Annotated in this window: 17 protein-coding genes; 10 read left to right on the top strand and 7 right to left on the bottom strand. The window is 61.0% G+C overall.

Going from position 1 to position 18689, the window contains the following annotated elements; translation table 11 throughout:
• The first annotated feature begins 1 nt into the window (after position 1).
• From VJX68_RS03205 to VJX68_RS03165, 9 genes are all read left to right on the top strand, one after another.
• On the top strand, positions 2-2920 hold the full coding sequence (locus VJX68_RS03205) for a molybdopterin-dependent oxidoreductase (RefSeq protein ID WP_324094204.1): 2919 nt from the start codon (positions 2-4) through the stop codon (positions 2918-2920).
• Complete coding sequence (gene nrfD, locus VJX68_RS03200) at positions 2921-4279, top strand: NrfD/PsrC family molybdoenzyme membrane anchor subunit (protein ID WP_324094203.1); 1359 nt, start codon at positions 2921-2923, stop codon at positions 4277-4279.
• Positions 4276-4788: a DUF3341 domain-containing protein gene (locus VJX68_RS03195; protein WP_324094202.1), complete on the top strand. Its 513-nt coding sequence runs from the start codon at positions 4276-4278 to the stop codon at positions 4786-4788. Before nrfD ends, VJX68_RS03195 begins: the two co-directional genes overlap by 4 nt.
• A gap of 6 nt (positions 4789-4794) precedes the next feature.
• Complete coding sequence (locus tag VJX68_RS03190) at positions 4795-6015, top strand: hypothetical protein (RefSeq protein ID WP_324094201.1); 1221 nt, start codon at positions 4795-4797, stop codon at positions 6013-6015.
• Between the two features lie 47 nt (positions 6016-6062).
• Positions 6063-7040: a cytochrome c oxidase subunit II gene (gene coxB, locus VJX68_RS03185; protein ID WP_324094200.1), complete on the top strand. Its 978-nt coding sequence runs from the start codon at positions 6063-6065 to the stop codon at positions 7038-7040.
• A gap of 10 nt (positions 7041-7050) precedes the next feature.
• On the top strand, positions 7051-9525 hold the full coding sequence (gene ctaD / locus VJX68_RS03180; protein ID WP_324094199.1) for a cytochrome c oxidase subunit I: 2475 nt from the start codon (positions 7051-7053) through the stop codon (positions 9523-9525).
• Complete coding sequence (locus tag VJX68_RS03175) at positions 9522-9851, top strand: cytochrome C oxidase subunit IV family protein (protein WP_324094198.1); 330 nt, start codon at positions 9522-9524, stop codon at positions 9849-9851. Before ctaD ends, VJX68_RS03175 begins: the two co-directional genes overlap by 4 nt.
• 14 nt (positions 9852-9865) lie before the next feature.
• Positions 9866-10669, top strand: a complete 804-nt coding sequence (locus tag VJX68_RS03170; RefSeq protein WP_324094197.1) for a cytochrome c oxidase assembly protein — start codon at positions 9866-9868, stop codon at positions 10667-10669.
• A gap of 88 nt (positions 10670-10757) precedes the next feature.
• Entirely contained in the window at positions 10758-11804 is a 1047-nt protein-coding gene (locus tag VJX68_RS03165) for a hypothetical protein (RefSeq protein ID WP_324094196.1), read from the top strand.
• A 708-nt stretch (positions 11805-12512) separates the two neighbouring features.
• On the opposite strand, the gene VJX68_RS03160 is transcribed toward VJX68_RS03165, so the two are convergent.
• From VJX68_RS03160 to VJX68_RS03130, 7 genes are all read right to left on the bottom strand, one after another.
• Positions 12513-13121: a hypothetical protein gene (locus VJX68_RS03160; RefSeq protein WP_324094195.1), complete on the bottom strand. Its 609-nt coding sequence runs from the start codon at positions 13119-13121 to the stop codon at positions 12513-12515.
• Positions 13122-13127: 6 nt separating this feature from the next.
• Positions 13128-13751 (bottom strand): hypothetical protein, encoded by a 624-nt coding sequence (locus VJX68_RS03155; protein WP_324094194.1) that lies wholly within the window; start codon positions 13749-13751, stop codon positions 13128-13130.
• Positions 13752-14037: 286 nt separating this feature from the next.
• On the bottom strand, positions 14038-14838 hold the full coding sequence (gene dapB / locus VJX68_RS03150; protein ID WP_324094193.1) for a 4-hydroxy-tetrahydrodipicolinate reductase: 801 nt from the start codon (positions 14836-14838) through the stop codon (positions 14038-14040).
• Between the two features lie 61 nt (positions 14839-14899).
• Positions 14900-15166 carry a hypothetical protein gene (locus tag VJX68_RS03145; protein WP_324094192.1) on the bottom strand — a complete coding sequence of 89 codons (267 nt, stop codon included), beginning with the start codon at positions 15164-15166 and terminating at the stop codon, positions 14900-14902.
• An 89-nt stretch (positions 15167-15255) separates the two neighbouring features.
• Complete coding sequence (locus VJX68_RS03140; protein WP_324094191.1) at positions 15256-16422, bottom strand: MFS transporter; 1167 nt, start codon at positions 16420-16422, stop codon at positions 15256-15258.
• Positions 16423-16454: 32 nt separating this feature from the next.
• Positions 16455-17078: a DUF1054 family protein gene (locus VJX68_RS03135; RefSeq protein ID WP_324094190.1), complete on the bottom strand. Its 624-nt coding sequence runs from the start codon at positions 17076-17078 to the stop codon at positions 16455-16457.
• 16 nt (positions 17079-17094) lie between these two features.
• Positions 17095-17511 carry a GFA family protein gene (locus VJX68_RS03130; protein ID WP_324094189.1) on the bottom strand — a complete coding sequence of 139 codons (417 nt, stop codon included), beginning with the start codon at positions 17509-17511 and terminating at the stop codon, positions 17095-17097.
• Between the two features lie 150 nt (positions 17512-17661).
• Between VJX68_RS03130 and arsS the strand changes: the two genes are divergently transcribed.
• Complete coding sequence (gene arsS / locus VJX68_RS03125) at positions 17662-18645, top strand: arsenosugar biosynthesis radical SAM (seleno)protein ArsS (RefSeq protein ID WP_324094188.1); 984 nt, start codon at positions 17662-17664, stop codon at positions 18643-18645.
• The last annotated feature ends 44 nt before the right edge of the window (positions 18646-18689 follow it).

The following is an 18689-nucleotide window of genomic DNA, read 5'->3' as shown; positions in this document are numbered from 1 at the left end:
GATGCGCGAAGGACCGTCGATATCCAGGCGAGCGTTCATCAAGCTGGCCGCGACTGCTGGCGCGGCGGCGGCGCTCCCCGGCTGCGAGCCCGCAGCGCGCAAATTGATTCCGTACGTGGTGCCCGACGAGAACGTAGTCCCTGGTGTCCCGAGTTTTTTTGCGACGACCTGCGCGGAGTGCCCGGCAGGATGCGGCGTAGTAGCGCGAATCCGCGAAGGGCGCGTCGTCAAGCTCGAGGGAAATCCAGCGGATCCGATTGGGCAGGGCGCTTTGTGCGCGCGAGGGCAGGCTGCCCCGCAAGGCCTGTATAGTCCGGACCGGCTGGCGCATCCGCAGGTTCGCAGCGGTGACGGTACGTTGCGAACTGTGTCGTGGGACGAGGCTGAGAAGATGCTCGGCGAGCGGCTGGCGGCGGCGTTGAAGGCGGGCAAGGATCGCGTCGCGTTCTTCGGTGCGCCGCAGGGGCCGACGTTCAGAAAGATCGCACTCGAGTTCGTCGGCGCGCACAATTCGTCGCGCGCGATATTTTACGAGGCAATCAACAACGAACCGGCGCGGGTTGCGGCGAAGACACTCTTTGGCCGTCGCGATCTGCCTGCCTATCGAATCGATCAGGCCGTAGTGCTGATTTCCTTCGGCGCGGACTTTCTTGAGACGTGGCAATCACCGGTGGAACTCGCGCGCCAATATTCGCTGTTCCGCACGCCGCAGAAGCGGCGCGGCACGCTGACTATCGGACGCGCGACGTACGTTGGCCCGCGGCTCAGCATGACGGCGTCGAAGTGCGACGAATGGATTGCGACGGCTCCTGGAGCGCAAGCCGACGTTGCCTGGAGTGTGCTCAACGTCCTGCTCAAGCAGGGCAAAGTTTCGCAGAACTCGGGCTTCGATCTCGCGGCGCTCGGCAAGGCGGTCGAGAATTTCGATCCCGCCGCGACGAGCGCGCGCACCGGAGTGCCGGTCGAGACGATCACGCAACTCGGCGAGACGTTCGGCAAGGCGGACGGTGCGTTGGCGATCGCAGGCACGGACGACTCGTCGGCGCATCTTGCCGCGATGATCCTCAATTCGGTCACCGGCAATTTCAGCAAGACTATAATGTTCTTCGAAGGCTCGCCGGCCGAAGACACCAATACGCCGGATGAAGTGGACGCGGTGATCGACGCGATGCGCGGCGGCGAGATCGATGCGGTGTTCATCGCGGGCGGGAATCCGGTGTTCACAATGCCCGCGTCGGCGCGAATTGCCGAGGCGCTGCAAAAAGTGCCGCTCGTCGTGTGGGCGGGAGGAGTGCCGGACGAGACGGCTGCGATGGCGAATCTTATTTTGCCGGCGCATCATCCACTCGAATCATGGCGCGACACGGCGCCGCGCTCGGGAATTCGGGGACTCGGACAGCCGGTGATGCAGCCGGTGTTCGACAGCAAGCCGGTCGGCGACATCCTGCTCGCGGCCGCCGCCAAGTCATCGAGCGCGAAAATTCCATGGGCCAACACCGCAGAGGCGGTCAAGGCTGAATGGCTCGCGCTGGCTTCTAAAGCGGACAGCACGGATCCCAAAGATTTCTGGACGAAAGTCCGGCGCGAGGGCGGACTGTTCGAGGAGCAGCATCTATCCGCGCTCAAGCTCGACACGTCTCCGTTCAAAGCGCCCGTTCCGACCGCGGCGCAGATGGATCTTTCGGTGTACGCATATCCGCACATTTTTCTTTACGACGGGCGCGGCGCGGACAAGCCTTGGCTGCAGGAATTGCCGGAGCCGGTCACGCAGCTCGTGTGGGACAGCTGGGCCGAGATACACCCCGAGACCGCACGCAAGCTGGGAGTTGCCAAGGACGACATCATTGAGATCAAAACTGAGCACGGCGTGATCGAGGCGCCAGTCCTGGTCGAGAGCACAGTGCGCCCCGGCGTTATCGCGGTGCCGATTGGGCAAGGCCATCGCGCGTACGGCCGTTATGCGAAAGACGTCGGCGCAAATGCGTGGGCGATACTGGCAGCGGGTGCGACTTATGCGGCAGTGATAGCGCGCGCGACGGGCGAGAAGCGCAAGCTCGTTTCGCCATTGGGCAAGAGCGACATGATGGGGCGCTCGATTGTCGAGGCGATGAGTATCGAGCAGCTCGCGGGCGGCGAGATCCCGAAAAGCGAGGCGGAAGAGGTCACCGGGCCGTTTGAGATGTACCCGCGGTGGAAATACGCGGGGCACAAATGGGGCATGACGATCGACGTCAATGCGTGCACCGGGTGCAGCGCATGCGTGACCGCGTGCTACGCGGAGAACAATGTTCCGTGGGTCGGCAAGGAAGGGGTCGATAACGGGCGAATCATGTCGTGGATTCGGATCGAGCGCTACTTCCCGAATGAAAGGGAAGCTACGGAGGCGCCGCAACTGTACCTCGCGCCGATGCTGTGCCAGCAGTGCGATCACGCGCCGTGCGAACCGGTCTGCCCGGTGTTCGCGTCGTATCACACTCAGGAAGGCCTCAACGGCCAGATTTACAATCGATGCGTCGGCACGCGTTATTGCGAAAACAACTGTCCGTACAAGGTGCGCCGATTCAACTGGTTCGTGCCGGAGTGGCCCGCGCCGCTCAACCTGCAACTCAATCCCGACGTGACGGTGCGCGGCGCCGGCGTGATGGAGAAATGCACGTTCTGCGTGCAGCGAATCCAGTTCGCCGAGCTCAACGCGAAGACAGAGGACCGCCAGTTGCGCGACGGCGAAATCGTCACGGCGTGTCAGCAGGCGTGTCCGACGCGCGCAATCACCTTCGGCGACAGCAACGATCCTGCGAGCGCGATGATGCGGCGGCGCGATGACAACAAGCTGCGCAACTATCGCGCGCTGCAAGAACTCAACACGCAACCGGCAATCACCTATCTGCGCGATCTCTATCGCGAGAAAGGCAAGGCCTGAGTGGCAGCGGCGCCAAAAATACCGATCGAGCCAAGTTACCGCGACATCGACCGCAGCGTGCTGCGTATCATGGAACCGGCGAGCATGGCGTACTGGGCGTGGATCGGATTCTGCTTCACGCTGGTGGCGATCGCGGCCGGGTTCTGGTTGCGGCAGATATACTCGGGGCTGGGGGTGACGGGCCTTCAACAACCCGTGATGTGGGCAATCTACATTACTAACTTCGTCTTCTGGGTCGGTATCGCGCACTCGGGGACGCTGATCTCCGCGATTTTGTTCCTGTTCCGCACCAAGTGGCGCACCGCGGTTTACCGTGCCGCTGAGACGATGACTATATTTGCAGTAGCTACTGCGGGGCTGTTCCCGCTAATCCATCTAGGCCGCGTGTGGTTGTTCTACTGGCTATTGCCATACCCCAATCAGCGATACCTACAGCCCGATTTCCGGTCGCCACTAGTATGGGACGCTTTTGCAGTAAGTACCTATTTGACGATCAGTTCGCTGTTCTGGACGATGGGACTGATTCCCGACATCGCGAACACGCGCGAGGCCGCGACCGGCTGGCGCAAGAAATTTTACACGGTGCTGGCCATGGGATGGCAGGGTACCGATCGCCAGTGGCGCCATTACTCGATGGCGTACTTGCTAATGGCCGGTCTGGCGACTCCGTTGGTGCTGTCGGTGCACTCGGTCGTGTCATGGGATTTCGCGATGGCGATAAACCCCGGCTGGCACAGTACGATCTTCGCTCCGTACTTCGTCGCCGGCGCGATCTTTTCCGGAGTCGCGATGGTTATCACGCTGCTAATCCCGATGCGCAGGCTGCTGGGGATCGAGGATTTGCTCACGGAGTGGCATTTCGACAATCTCGCAAAAGTCGTGCTGCTGACCTCGCTGGTCGTCTCGTATGCGTACATCACTGAAGCGTTCATGACTTGGTACACGGGCGATCCGATCGAACAGATGACCTTCCACATGCGTTACTTCGGGCCGTGGGGATGGATGTACTGGGTAATGGTGTTGTGCAACTGCGTAATCCCGTTGTTGTTATTCTCACCGCGCATCCGGGTTAACCTGCGGGCGCTGTGGGTAATCACAATCTTCGTGAACATCGGGATGTGGTTCGAGCGTTTCGTGATTATCGCGGGTTCGCTGACGGCGAACTTCGAGCCTTCGCAGTGGGCGAGCTACCGTCCATCGGTTACTGAAATCATGATCACAATCGGCAGCTTCGCGTGGTTCCTCGGTTTGTTCTCATTGTTTTCTAGGTTCCTGCCGATCATTTCGATGACGGAACTGAAAGAGGGGATCGTCTGGCTGCGCAAGGCGCTGAAGATGGATCGGGTCAAAGCCGCATGAGCACGATTGCGATCATAAGTTCGTTTGCCGATGACGCACAATGCGCGCATGCGATCGAGGAGCTTCGCGCGGCGCAAGTCGGCGACTTCAACACCTTCTCGCCGATTCCAAGCCACAGAATCGAACATGCAATCGGCCGGAAAAAGAGCCCGGTGAGATGGATCGTGCTGATGGGCGGAATCTCGGGCATCCTTACCGGTCTCGCGATAACGATCGGAACGACTTACGAGTGGCGCCTCGACGCCGGTGGCAAGCCGCTGCTGTCGTGGCCGCCGTTCATCATCATCTGCTTCGAGTTGATGGTCCTGTTCGGCGGAATCTTTGGCTTCCTGGGAGTGCTGATGCTGTCGGGGATTCCCGCGACAGAGATCGCACCGGGATACAACGGGCGCTTCGGCGAGGATCGATTTGGGATCATGGTTCGATGCGACGAGGCGGAAGCGGCGCGCGTCGAGTCGATGATGAGGGAATCGGGGGCGGAAGAGATCGTTCGTGAAGGTGTCCAGTAAACAGCGATGAGCACCAATCCAAAGCGGGCGCATCGCGAGCGCGCAGCCGCGAAGCCGCAGGCAGTCGAGTCGGTGGCCGATATGACGCTGCAAACCGTGGCAGGTGCGATGATCGCTATCGGCGTGATCGCGTTCGCGTCGGCGTTAATCCGAGGCGCTGCCGCGATCGCGTGGGAGGCCTATCTCGTCAATCTGCTGTTCTTCCTCGGCGTCGCGCAAGGCGGAGTCGTCGCATCCGCGGCGTTCTACCTGACGCAGGCGAAGTGGGGCGGTTCGACGCTGTACCGCCTCGGCGAAGCCTTCGCGCCATTCCTGTGGGTCGGATTTTTTCTTTTTTTTGGATTGTACTTCGGCCGAAGCGCGATCTTTCCGTGGGTGACGCATCCGATAGCGCAGAAGGCAGCATGGCTGAACACTCCGTTTCTTTTTGCGCGCGATGGAATCGGGCTTGGGGTGATGGCGGCCGCGAGCTTCGCGTTCATTCGCGTCTCGCGCGGCGATGACGCGCGTGCCTGGACGATCGCGACCGACGACATTGAGTTGCCACCGCATTCGATACGAGTGCTTGCCCCGCTGGTCGCGGTGCTGTTCGCGGTCGTCTACACGCTGATCTCATTCGATCTCGTCATGTCGCTCGCGCCGGTCTGGCGCAGCACGCTTTTCGGCTGGTATTTTTTCGCCGGCGCTTTCTGGAGCGCGCTGACCGCGATGGCTCTCACAGCGGTCGTCCTGCGCGCTCGGCTGGGGGAGAACAACCTCTTCACGAATCCCATCGTGATGCACGATTTTGGCAAAATGGTCTTCGCGTTCTCGGTGTTCTGGGTGTATCTCGTGTTCGCGCAGTACATCGTGATCTGGTACGGCGATCTGCCGGTCGAGACTTTCTTTGTCGTTCAGCGAGTACATCACATGCCGTGGTCGCCGCTGTCCGTGGCGTGCCTCGCTTTAATCTGGCTGATTCCGTTCACGGCGCTGATGAGCGTGCGCGCCAAGAAGAGGCCACTGATTCTCGGCTCGGTGGCAGGACTGGGACTCGTCGGGATGTGGCTGGAACGCTACGTACTGGTAGTTCCGTCGCTCTCGCTCGACGCGATTCCGTTTGGGCTGACGCAATTTTTGATCTCGATCGCCTTCCTTGGCGCGTTCCTCATTTCGGCGGTGCCGGGACTGAACCGCGTCGCGCAGGCGGCGACCTCCGGAGAGCCGTTTGGAGACGGCGCGGAATGATCGGGCGCGGTTCAAATAGGTACTCGATCCCCTCGATAGCTATGCGAGTGGCTATTGCATTGGCTATTTCGGGATGCTCGGACGCCGACCGCCCGATGACGACTCTCGCGCCGAAGTCGGATCTGGCGCAGTGGATTCATAGTCTTTTCATAGATGTGACGGTCTGGGACGGGATCATCCTGGCGATCGTAGTAGCCGCGTTTATCCTCGCAGTGTTTGTGTTCTCTTCGCGAGTGGGCGAAGCGGCGCCTGCCTCGACCGCGTCGTCCGACTTGGGCCTTGAGATTGCCTGGACGCTCGGCCCTACGCTGGTGTTGTTGATGATCTCGGTGCCGACTATACGCACGATCTTTCGCTCGCAGCCGGCGGTCGCACCCGCGGGCGCGCTCGAGATCAAAGTATTCGCGCATCAATGGTGGTGGGAGTTTGACTATCCGGACGGCGCCAAGACCGGCAATGAGCTGCATATTCCCGTCAACCGGCCGATTCGCCTGTCGCTGGAATCCGCCGACATCATCCATAGCTTCTGGGTGCCGCAACTTGGCGGCAAACGCGACGTGGTGCCCGGCCAAATCAACGAGCTGACGTTTGTCGCGACCGTGCCGGGAATGTATCCGGGGCAATGCGCGGAGTTTTGCGGCCTGTCGCACGCGAACATGCGCTTTCGGACCTTCGTCGATTCGCTGGATGATTTCGCGAAGTGGGATAGAGACCAGCTGGCGGGGCCTGTCACGACTCCGGCGAGCGATCAGTTGGCGACGGATGGCGCGAAGGTTTTCGCCGACAGTCCGTGCACAACCTGTCACATGATCCGGGGCGTCTCAAAAGGATACATCGGACCTGACCTGACGCATTTCGGCAGCCGCACCACACTGGCCGCCGGGGTACTGAAGAACACGCCCGAGAATGTCGCGAACTGGATCGAGAATCCGCAGGAAATCAAACCGGGCGCGAACATGCCGCCGTTGCTGCTACCGGGGCCGAAGCTGAACGCATTGGTCGCGTATCTCGAGAGTCTGAAATAGGGAGCGCCGAATGGCTGCGCAACCGAAACCATTGCCAGTGCATCAGCCGAGCTACCTCGAAGGCGGCGGAATCGTCGGTTGGCTCACCACGATCGATCACAAGCGCGTCGCCGTGATGTATCTCGCCAGTGCGCTATTCTTCATGACGTTCGGCGGACTCGAAGCGATGGCGATTCGCGTACAGCTGTGGACTCCCGACAATCACGCACTGTCGGCGGCGGTCTACAACGCGTTTTTCACGATGCATGGGACGACGATGGTCTTCCTGGTCGTGATGCCGTTGCTGCTCGGATTTTTCGGCAACTTCATGATTCCGCTGCAAATAGGCGCGCGCGACGTTGCGTTCCCTCGGCTCAATGCACTGAGCTTCTGGATGGCGCTGGTCGCGGGAATCCTGCTGCATCTCGGCTGGATTCGCGGAGGCCTTCCCGATGCGGGATGGTTCGGCTACGCGAACCTGACCGAGCGCTACTTCACGCCGGGTCTCGCGATCGACTGGTGGGTGATCGGGCTGCTCGTGTCGGGCACCTCGACGGTGCTCACAGGCCTGAATTTTCTGACGACGATCATCGCAATGCGCGCGCCGGGCATGACCTATATGCGCATGCCGATGTTCATGTGGTCACTACTGGTGACGTCGATCCTGATTCTGATCGCGTTTCCCCCGCTCACGATCGGACTGATTTTCCTGCTCTTCGATCGTTTCTTCGACACCCATTTCTACATCGTATCCGCCGGCGCGACGCCGATTTTGTGGCAGCATCTGTTCTGGCTGTTCGGACATCCCGAAGTGTACATCATGGCGCTGCCGGCCTTTGGCATCATCTCGGAAGTCATTCCGGCGTTCTCGCGTAAGCCGCTGTTCGGTTATCCGATGATGGCGTATTCGATCTGCCTGATCGCATTCCTGTCGTACGGCGTGTGGGGACATCACATGTTCGCGACGGGGATGGGGCCGGTCGCGGATTCGGCGTTCGCGGTAACCTCGATGCTGATCGCGATTCCCACCGGCGTGAAAATTTTCAGCTGGATCGCGACCGTCTGGGGCGGCTCGCTGCGCATGACGACCGCATTCTATTTCGCGCTCGGGATGATCCTCGAGTTCACTATTGGCGGACTCAGCGGAATCATGCACGCGTCGGCGCCGATCGATCTCCAGCAGACCGACTCGTACTTCGTTGTCGCGCACTTTCACTACGTGCTGTTCGGCGGCGTGATGTTCGCGATCATGGCGGCATTCTATTATTGGTGGCCGAAGGTCACCGGCTGCATGCTCGGCGAGCGGCTGGGCAAGTGGCACTTCTGGCTGACGGTCGTCGGATTCAACATCACGTTTTTCCCGATGCACTTTCTAGGGATGTGGGGGATGCCGCGGCGCACGTACACGTATGGCGCCGACATGGGCTGGACGCATCTCAACCAGCTCGCGACCGTTGGCGCGTTTATCCTCGGCATCGCGTTCCTGTTTTTCTATTTCAACATTTTCAAAAGTCTCGTCAGCGGAGAGCGCGCGCCCGCCGATCCATGGGACGGACGCAGCCTCGAATGGTCCACGCCGTCGCCGCCGCCGGCGTACAACTTCGCGACGATTCCGCAAATCCGCGGCCGCGACGCATGGTGGATAATCAAATACGGGCGAGCCGGCTCGCGCGGCGTCGCAGCGTATATGTCGGGGCAGGCACCGTCGCAACCGCATCCCGGTCAGCCGCTCGACGTCGAGCACATTCACATGCCGGCGCCTTCGATCTACCCGCTGGTGCTGAGTCTCGGCGTGGGCATGATGGGCCTCGGTCTAATCATCGACTGGTATCGCATCGTCATCATCGGTGCGGTGGTCGCAGTGCTGTCGATTATCGGGATGGGATTCGAGTACGCGGACTTCGGCGAAGAGTCGCACGATCCGGAGCATGCGCCGTCGTCGGGCGGAATCGACGTGCGCAAAATTGGCATCTGGTCATTCATCGGCTCGGAGTGCGTGTTCTTCGCGAGCTTGATCTCGACCTTCATCGTTTACAAAGCGCGCAGCGTCACCGGACCGGGGCCGGAAATTCTCAACATCCCGTTGACCTCATTCAGCACCTACATCCTGCTAATGAGTTCGCTGCTGATGGTGCTGGCGCTCGCGGCCACGCAGCGCGGCGACAAACGATGGGAGCGAATCTGGCTCGGCGGCACGGTACTCTTCGGGCTGATTTTTCTTTGCGGCCAGGTTTATGAGTTCACGAGCTTCATGCACGAGGGCATGGGACTCACGACCAACCTGTTCTCACAGTCGTTCTTTGTGCTGGTCGGGGTTCACGGCGCGCACGTTGCGATCGGAGTCCTCTGGCTGTCGGTGCTGCTGGTCGCTGCGATGACGGGCAACCTCGGCAAGTCGCGCGCGACGTCGGTCGAGCTCGCGGGGCTTTACTGGCATTTCGTCGACGTCGTGTGGATCATCATCTTTACTCTCGTCTATCTGATGCAGGCGGTGCCTGGAGCATGAGCGATATTGCGGACGCCCACAGCGGGCAGGTTCATCATCCCGGAGCGGCGACGTATCTGATCATCGCCGCGTTCCTGGTCGTGTTGACTGCCATGGAGATCACGGTCTTCTACGTGCACGCGCTCCGTCCCGTGCTGGTGCCGGTGTTGATCGTGCTGGCCGCGGCCAAGTTCGCGCTGGTCGCGATGTTCTACATGCACTTGAAGTACGATGGATGGCTGCTGACGGGAGTGTTCATCTTTCCGTTGATGATTGCGACGCTGTTGCTCGTCTCGCTGATCCTGCTGTTCGCGTATCTGTCGAATCACATGGCGCCGCTCGGATAGCGGCTCGTTTGGCAATGGATATTTTCGGAGAACATCCGAGCATACGGATAGGCGTCGCGATCTTGATCGCGATTTACCTTGGCGCATGCCGTGCGGCCGGCCGCAGACCGACGCGGCGTCAGGCGATGTGGTTCGCCGTGGCTATGGGCGCGATCCTCTACGCGCACAGCGAGCTTGACGAGCTCGCCGACGCGCGGATCTTCTCGATGCACATGCTGCAGCATCTGATGCAGACGTTCGTGATTCCGCCGCTGCTTCTGCTCGGCACGCCGGGCTGGATGCTGCGGCCGTGGGTACTCAGCAAACCGATCAAGCCCGTCGCACGTCTACTCACGCAACCGGTCGTCGCGTTCCTGATTTTCTCGGCAGTCTTCGTCAGCGCGCACTTTCCGCCGATCTTCGATCGCATGTGCCGCGACGAGAACTTTCACATTTTCCTGCATCTGCTCTTCATGGTGTCCGGCATTCTGCTGTGGTGGCCGATCCTGAGTCCTCTCCCAGAGCTGCCACGCCTGCCGTACCCGGCGCAAATCCTTTACCTGTTCCTCCTGATGATCCCGATGACCGCGGTCGCCGCGCCGATCACGCTCGCGACCCGCGTGATCTATCCGTGGTACACCGAGGGCGCGCACGGATGGGGCCTCAAGCCGCTCGAGGACCAGGTGCTCGGCGGCCTGATCATGTGGATCGGGCAGGGCACCTACCTGATGATCGTCTTCACCTTCATCTTCTATAAATGGCAGCAGCGCGAAGACCGCGACATTCCTGTCGTGCCCGCTTCGACGCCGGAGTTGCGCATCGTGCGGGCGCGTTCGTGACGCTTGCCGGGTGCGGATCTTGTGCGTTACTAGTTGAGTAGCACGAGGTTGTTTTCGGGTCCGTCCGGGCCGTCGCGTGACGAGGAAGATGGAACACTCGAGGACGCGGATCATCATCGATGGAGCGGTCGCGGGGCTACTCGGCGCGCTGGTCGTCGCCTTCTGGTTTCTGATCTTCGACGTCATTCGCGGCCACGCGCTGGAAACGCCCGCGCTGCTGGCGGCGACGATTCTTCACGGCTCGCACAGTCACGAGGTTCAACACGGGCTGAGGCTGCTGGCGCTGGAATACTCGCTGATCCACTTCGCTGCCTTCATCGCGTTCGGCATCGCCGGAGGATTGCTGCTCGAAGCCTGCGAGACCGAATCGTCGCTGCTCTTCTCGCTGGCAATTTTTTTCGTCGCCTTCGAGGTGTTCTTCATCGCGGTGGTGCTGTTCCTCGGGCCGAACGTGATGGTGGAACTCACGTGGTGGGGCATCATCGTCGGCAACCTGCTGGCGACCGGCGCGATGCTTTCGTACTTTTTCTGGCGACATCCCAGGCTCGCGTTCGATCTGCTCGGCGGCTGGATCGCGGTCGCACGCGAAGGCATCACGGCCGGACTGGTGGGCGGGATCGTCGTCGCCATCTGGTTCATGGCCTACGACCTCGCCTCGGGCAATTCGTTTCACACGCCGACGATTCTCGGCGCGATGGTCTTTCGTAGCGCGGGTGTGAGCGACGGCATCCAGGCGACGCTGCCGCTGGTGCTCGGCTACTCGATTCTGCACTTCTTCGCGTTCGTCATGTTCGGGCTGGCGCTCGCGATTTTGCTCGCCGCCTCGGAGTGGGAACCGTTCATGGTGCTCGGCGCGCTGCTGCTGCTGGCGGTGTTCGAAGTTTTCTTTGTTGGGTTCGTTTCGCTGATCGATCAGTCGGCGCTCGAGGTCCTAGGATGGTGGAAGATCGTAGCGGGAAATATCCTCGCGCTGATCGCGATGGCGACCTACTTCATCCGCGGCCATCGCGGACTCGGCGTCAAGCTGGTCGAGCGATGGGCGATGCTCGATCACGAAGGCGCCGAGATGGGCGAACCGCCGCCCGCGCCGCACGTGCCGCCTGAGCACGAGCCTAGTCACACGTCGCATCTTTAGAGCGTCTCATCTGTCATCCTGACGAAGCGAGCGACGCGAGCGCAAAGAAGGATCTCGGGCAGCGGGCGAGCCTACAATGACGCCGATGACGTAAATCCAAAGCCTGTGGAAGAGACGCTCCGGCAGTTTCACGGAAGTCCCGCGGCGCAAGCGTACTCGGCTCAGCGTCGTCGGAAGAGAGCGCGATGACTCGTTGTTTCTTATTCCAATTTTGCGAGTTGTTTTCGGACCACTTCGCTGAGCAATTTAGCTTGCTCGCTTGCTAACCAGCGCCGAATGATTCGGGCTTCTTCTCTCCGAGCCCGAAATCGAAAGAGAGAATTACTATAAGCACCAACCATCTGCGTAATCTTTTCCATCGTCTGGCCAGCCAGATTCAAAAGGGCCTCGGGAGGGTCTGACTCGTTCCTCCCGATTGCGCGCACGAGGTCCATGAGGCTCGAGATCCTCTCACTCGGGCAGAGGATTCGCTGTTGGATTGAGAATTCTTGCCATCTCCGCTCGAACTTTCGGCGGGGCTCCCAGTATGACGGTGTGTTTCTCGTTGCGTTCATTCCTATCAGCGCATTGCTGATCTCGTGCAAAATCGAACCCAAAGGGGCGCGCGCTGCCAATTGGCTCGCGCGTAATGAAGCGATGGCCGCAAATCCGCCGCCCGCGAGTCCGGCCACCGCGCCGACCAGCGCGCCCAGGATAACCGATGTGGCTTCAGTCATGAGTGTCAACAAGAGCGCCCGCAATTTCCGGCGCGACAGGCTCGAGGACTAAGGACTCGGCAGAGCCCTTGATCATCTCTGATCGGTATAGCGAGCGGCGCAGACTAGTGTGCACAGGGTGGAGCAGCCATTCCCGCGTCACGTCGAAGACCTCGAAGACGAATTCGTAGGTCGACTTGTGCGCCCTACTCGGTCCGCCTTCCTTGGCCCACACGGCAGGATGGATCGTGTTTCTTGTCTGCCTTGCGGCGTGCAGCAATTCTTCCAGAGTCGTCTTACGTCCGTTCAACCGAATTTCCTTGGCCGGAATCCACTTCAGCTCACCAGCAATGCTGATAAGCTGATATAGATTGAACTCGAAAAATCTGTTCCTCTTGGATCTGAATTTCTTTTTCTTATGGGTTAGCGTGCGCCTAACCGCACGGTCTTCTACGTAACACATCGACAGCAAGAACGCTTCGAGCGCCGCGCCAGTGAGGATGCACGCGGCGAAATAGGCCCGACTATTCGCGCAGCGCTCGGCCTCGCGGTGATAGAAGAGGGAGATTTTCGCAAGCCGGTCTGACGTAGATGCGAAGTTTCCGTGCGTCTTGTAGGCCATTCCCGCCTAGTCTCCACTTCGTGCTATGCTTTTCTCGCCACCTAAACCTTTTCGCTTCCTCCTCTTGGTCCCCACGTGTAATTGCTTCTGACTACCAAGTAATCGAGCATCTGGAGCAGCCACTTGTCTTGTGGGATCGAGGGTGGCGTACTGGTCGGTCTGACGCTCCTCGCCCCAGTTGGCAAGGCTTTCGATAACCTCATCTGCGATCAGATCGTCTACTTTCTTAAGGATCAAACCCTGAATCGCCCCCAAGCGAGCTTCTACGGGTCGTGACGCGTAACCATAAACTGCCCAGGTCTCATAGTTCAGCGCGTAGTCATAGCCCGGGTCTTTCTGAATTCCGAACTGAACACAGAACAGCTCATATACTCGCTGTTTGAGTGGTAGCTGAAACTTCTTGTTGACCCGCTGCTCCTCGTACTCGGGATTCCCTGCGAACGCCACAGTTGATTCGCAATGACGAATTTGGAGTTTCCCTTCTCGAATTCGCGCACCGACTACGTCGGGTTCGAAACGTCCGCCGTGCGAACCGGGAAGATGCACTGGAGGTCTCATCATGACCAGATATCCCTCAAGCTCGAGCCATTCCGCGACTAATTCCTCTAGCCAATTTGACGCGAAGGACATTTCCCCTCCCTACAGCGCAGCACGGACGAGAGAGTATCATCGGCTGCCCGACCAAGGCTTTTCAAATGGCGCCGATGACGCGAATCCACAGCTTGTGGACGAGACGCGCGATCAGATCCAACAGACGCGCCTCGCGCGCCACTTTTGCCTCATCAGGTTGCGGTCTCATCGCACTTGTTTGTCATCTTGACGACGCGAGCAACGCGAGACTTCCCGAGCGGAAAGGGGGACCGGACTTTGCCGTTCCCCTTCAAATGGTGGAAAGGGGAACGGGTGAGAAGAGAGATTAAATTCCGAGCACGTCGCGCATCGTGTAGAGCCCCGGCTTCTGGCCTGCCAGCCAGCCGGCGGCACGAAGCGCGCCGCGCGCGAGCGAGTCGCGGCTCTGCGCGCGATGTGTGAGCTCGAGGCGTTCGCCCTGCCCGCCGAATATCACGGTATGATCGCCGACCGCGTCGCCTGCGCGCATCGCGAGCACCGCGATCTTGCCATCGGGCCTGACGCCCGTGATTCCTTCGCGGCCGAAGACCGCATTGGGCGCGAATTCCACGCCGCGCGCCGACGCGATCACCTTGCCGAGCGAAAGCGCGGTCCCGCTGGGCGCGTCGATCTTGGTGCGATGATGAATCTCGAGAACTTCGGCGTCGAAGTCGGGGAGGATCGCCGCCACCTCGGCGACGATCTTTGCAAGCACGTTGACTCCGATACTCATATTGGGTGCGATCACGGTGCGCGTTTTCTGCGCCAGCTCGCGCGCGCGCGCTTCCATCTCGGGCGTGAAACCGGTCGAGCCGATGACAATCGCGGCGCCCGCTTTCGATGCGACTTCGAGATGTTCCATCGACGCGGCGGCGGTTGTGAAGTCCAACGTGACGGTGTCGGGCTTTGCGATCGACGCATAGTCGTCGGTGATCTTCACACCGAGCTTGCCCACGCCGGCGAGCTCGCCGGCGTCGGTGCCGAGCGCGCTGTTACCACGCGCTTCGAGCGCGCCGACAATTTTGTGCGCCGGATCGCGCGACGCAAGCGCGACCAGCAGACGCCCCATCCGGCCCGCTGCTCCAGCCACGATGATTAGGTTAGCCATCGGAAGTCACTTTTTCACGCTGCCCGCGCGACGCGGGCGCGATGCGGACGCTATCGCGATATCAGGAAGCCGGAGCCTCGGCGGGCGCCGCTTCGGCTGCGGGCGCTGCCGCCGCTTCGGCCGCCTTGCCGTGCTTGGCCTTGAAGTGTTCGTCGCACAGGCTCGAGGTGCCGTGGCGATGCTTGCGGCATTTCTCGAAGGTGCAGGTTTTGTAGCGCGCCTTGGGCATCTCGCCGGCTTTCCAGAGCCGGAAATGCTGCCGGCAGTAGCCCCTGCCGACCGCTTCGCGCGCGCAATCTTTCGCTTTGCAGTTTCCTTTGTTCGCCATGAATCCCTTCTTGGAGGCCGTTTTCCCGACGCGGGCGCCGAAAATCGCGGCTGAGCAATTCATCTACAATAGTGTTTGCCGCCGCCGCTTCATAGAGGGCTGGGATCAAGCGTGCGTAGCGAGAGCGCTAGTGCGGCCATTGCGAGCGTGGCTGCCAGTGCGACTTCCATGCTTGCGCGCGGGCTTATGTCGGCGATCGCATGGCCCATGATCCACGGCGCGAGGATTGCGCCAAGCGCGCCGGCCGCTACTACGATCGATGTCATCCTGCCGACCTCGGTTGGGAACCGCGCCGCGCCAACTGCGATCATGTTGGGGAAGACCGGGCCGTAGCCGAAGCCGATAAGGAAGATGGAAGTCGCGGCGAGAACACCTGCCGTGGGGACCGCGATCAATATCAGCAGTGCAACTGCAGATAGGGCCGAGGACAGCATCGTGAATCGCGGCAATGCGATGCGGTGCCCTAATCGTCCGCCGAACGCGCGCCCGCATACCAATCCAAGCCAATACAGCGAGACGCCCGACGACGCGAGCATCGGGCCCAAAGCGCTCGCCGTGCGCAGGTAAAGAAAGAGCCACGCGCCAATTCCGATCTCGGCGCCGACGTAAAGGAACATCACTGCGCTGATCGCCCAAATCAGCGGACGCGAGAGCATCGAGATGAGTCCTTTGCCGTCCCCGGGCGCCGGCGCCGTGCGAACTTCGTGCGCCGGAGTCGTTCCCAGACGAAGTCCGATAGCGGCACAGACCATCGCGCCGCCGCCGAACACCCACCAGTACGGCACGCGACTGGCGAAGGCGGCGCTCACGATCAGAGGTCCGAGCAATGCGCCGACGCCGAACAGCACGTGCAGGTAGTTGAGCGCGGAGGCGAGCCGCTCGCGATTGAGCTCGACGATGAGGGCATTGGCGCCGATGTCGATACCGCCGTTGGCCAAGCCGATCAGAAATCCGGCGCTCAGCAGTCCCGCGAGTCCGGGAGCGACGGCGAGTCCCGCCAGACCGGCTGTGAACAGCACCATCGCGCCGACAAGGATTTTCTGCGCGCTCAGCGATTGATTGATCTCGCCGGCGATCAGCACCGAGATGAAGTAACCGGCGGCCGAGGCGCTGACGATCAAGCCGGCGCGTTCGATCGGCAGATGAGCGGTACGAGAGATCTGCGGGAGAAACGGGCCGAGCCAGCCACTGTTGATGCCCACCATCAGCAGGCAGGAATATGCCAGCCGGGTGATCGTTCCCTCGCGGCTCAGCAATTGGTCGTTATCTAATGTTGCGACGCGCAACGTCACGATGCGACCGAGCAGAGCACGCGGTAGAGGGGTTCGAGCTCGCGGAACGCGTCGAACACTTCGGCGCGATCGACTGTCAGAGCGTCGCGCACCGGCCATCCGAAGCCGACGTCGATGCCGCCGGATTTCCTCGCGAGCGCGTCCGCGAGCCCGTCGAAGAAGACGGCGGCGGCAGCGATTGACCGCGGCAATTCGCGACAGTCCCAGTTTTGGTACTGCTGGATCTTCGTCCCGCTAAAGGATTTCTCCAAGTCAGCCGACTTCGACTTGATCGCCTGCGCCATCTCGGGACGCTGGTCGGCGTCGGTCTTCACCACCGCGCGCGCATGGATGCCCGCTGCTGAGATGCACAGTGCGAGATATCCGTGGCGCTTGTATCCCGTGCGCGATGGGCCGAACGCCACCCAGGTCTCAGCGGGAGGATTCGCTGTGCGCCGCATGTGTTTGGCGACGTGCGGAAAGAATTCCATGCGCAGTGTTCGCGACAGTTCCGGCGCCAGCTCGTTGCCCAGCCTTTTCAGCCGCGGGTTGATCAGTTCGTCGATCTTCGCGAGGCGCGCGCTGAATCCTTCGATCGCGAACACTTCAAAATCGCGGCGCAGAAAACCCAGCGTCGCCATCAATCTGGCTTCGACCTCACTTCGCGACTCGCTCGCGCTCCTGAAAGGCTTTCTCCCAGTTGCGCCCATCGAAATGGGTGTGCTCGAGCTTGCTGAGATTCACACCTTCAAGGCATCGCACGTTGATGTCGATGCCCTCGGGGTCGGAGCGCGGAATATAAAACGATGCGACGCCGCAATTCGGGCAAAAGAGATGCTTCGCGGTTTTCGTGTTGAAGCTGTACGCCGCGATATTGTCGGACGGCGTAAGCAGCCGGAACGCGGTCCGCTCGACGATCCAGTGGAGGTAGCCCTTCTTCGTGCAAATCGAGCAGTTGCATTCCGAGACGCGCTCGAGACTGCCCCTGACCTCGAAGCGGACGCGTCCGCAGTGGCATCCGCCGCGATAGGTTCGTTCGCTTGGCTTTTTCTTTTCGCTTTCTTTTTTCTTCATGAACGCTTTCTTTAACTTAGCCGATGTCACAAAGGAAACTGCGCCGGCGTACGAAATCGAGTTGCCCCTGGCGCGATTCGGAGCGCGTAAATTCGACCAGGCTGCGATTTGCCAGTGACGCCCGCGCGATGCGCGTGTTAGAATCGCGCGATGGCGGCGACACCTGAGTCACTCTCCGGCCCGCACTTCGAGGCGACGTTGGCGCGTCACGGAATTCGCGCGCTCAGCCGTAAATCGCCCGCAACGATACAGGTGAACGTCGGCAAGCTGTGCAACCAGGCGTGCCATCACTGTCACGTCGATGCGGGCCCGCGGCGGACCGAGCGGATGACGCGTGCGACGGCGGCGCGAGTGCTCGACGTGCTGGCGGCGAGTCCTCGAGTCGAGACGCTCGATATCACCGGCGGCGCGCCGGAGCTGAACGAGAACTTCGCGATGCTGGTGGAGCGGGCGCGCTCGCTCGGCCGCACGGTTATCGTACGATGCAACCTGACGGTGACGCTGGAACCCGGCATGGAATGGCTGCTGGAGTTCTATCGGCGCGCGGGCGTCGAGTTGGTTTGTTCGCTCCCATGCTACACGGCGGAGAACACGGATCGTCAGCGCGGCGCGGGGGTGTTCGACAAGAGCATCGCGGCGTTGAAGCATCTCAATGCAGCCGGATTCGGGCGCGGCGAGCTGCGGTTGGATCTCGTGTACAACCCGATCGGCGCGGCGCTTCCACCGCCGCAGGCCGAGCTTGAAGCGCAGTATCGCGACGAGCTCGCGCGCAATTTCGGGATCGTATTCGATCGCCTGCTCACTATTACCAACATGCCGATCGCCCGCTTCGCCAACCAACTGCGCAGCGCCGGCAACCATTCCGCGTACATGAGCCTGCTGGTGAATCACTTCAACCCGGCGACCGTGGAAGCGCTGATGTGCCGCGACTTGGTGAGCGTCGGATGGGACGGACGGCTCTACGACTGCGACTTCAACCAGATGCTGGAAATCCCGCTCGGCGGCAGCGCCGTGTCGACAATCTGGGATATCGACGACGTCGGCGAGCTTGTGGGCGCGCGCATCGCGACCGCCTCGCATTGTTTCGGATGCACCGCGGGCGCGGGCTCGAGCTGCGGCGGCGCGATCGCGTAAGGCAGCCCGCCTTTTGGTCCTGATTTCATGTGCGTGATATGACA

It is taken from the genome of Binatus sp. (SeqCode), assembly GCF_035272065.1.
Taxonomy (GTDB): Bacteria; Desulfobacterota; Binatia; order Binatales; family Binataceae; genus Binatus.
The sequence above is the reverse complement of the archived record's forward strand: the minus strand, read 5'-3'. Positions and strand labels throughout refer to the sequence as shown.

Bases quoted from the DNA above. Each gene is read 5' to 3' on its own strand.
- VJX68_RS03155 (WP_324094194.1), bottom strand. From the start codon at position 13,751: ATGTCCTTCGCGTCAAATTGGCTAGAGGAATTAGTCGCGGAATGGCTC.
- VJX68_RS03130 (WP_324094189.1), bottom strand. From the start codon at position 17,511: ATGAAGAAAAAAGAAAGCGAAAAGAAAAAGCCAAGCGAACGAACCTAT.
- VJX68_RS03205 (WP_324094204.1), top strand. From the start codon at position 2: ATGCGCGAAGGACCGTCGATATCCAGGCGAGCGTTCATCAAGCTGGCC.
- VJX68_RS03170 (WP_324094197.1), top strand. From the start codon at position 9,866: ATGGATATTTTCGGAGAACATCCGAGCATACGGATAGGCGTCGCGATC.
- VJX68_RS03135 (WP_324094190.1), bottom strand. From the start codon at position 17,078: ATGGCGACGCTGGGTTTTCTGCGCCGCGATTTTGAAGTGTTCGCGATC.
- VJX68_RS03145 (WP_324094192.1), bottom strand. From the start codon at position 15,166: ATGGCGAACAAAGGAAACTGCAAAGCGAAAGATTGCGCGCGCGAAGCG.
- VJX68_RS03165 (WP_324094196.1), top strand. From the start codon at position 10,758: ATGGAACACTCGAGGACGCGGATCATCATCGATGGAGCGGTCGCGGGG.
- arsS (WP_324094188.1), top strand. From the start codon at position 17,662: ATGGCGGCGACACCTGAGTCACTCTCCGGCCCGCACTTCGAGGCGACG.
- ctaD (WP_324094199.1), top strand. From the start codon at position 7,051: ATGGCTGCGCAACCGAAACCATTGCCAGTGCATCAGCCGAGCTACCTC.
- VJX68_RS03160 (WP_324094195.1), bottom strand. From the start codon at position 13,121: ATGGCCTACAAGACGCACGGAAACTTCGCATCTACGTCAGACCGGCTT.
- VJX68_RS03195 (WP_324094202.1), top strand. From the start codon at position 4,276: ATGAGCACGATTGCGATCATAAGTTCGTTTGCCGATGACGCACAATGC.
- VJX68_RS03175 (WP_324094198.1), top strand. From the start codon at position 9,522: ATGAGCGATATTGCGGACGCCCACAGCGGGCAGGTTCATCATCCCGGA.
- VJX68_RS03190 (WP_324094201.1), top strand. From the start codon at position 4,795: ATGAGCACCAATCCAAAGCGGGCGCATCGCGAGCGCGCAGCCGCGAAG.
- dapB (WP_324094193.1), bottom strand. From the start codon at position 14,838: ATGGCTAACCTAATCATCGTGGCTGGAGCAGCGGGCCGGATGGGGCGT.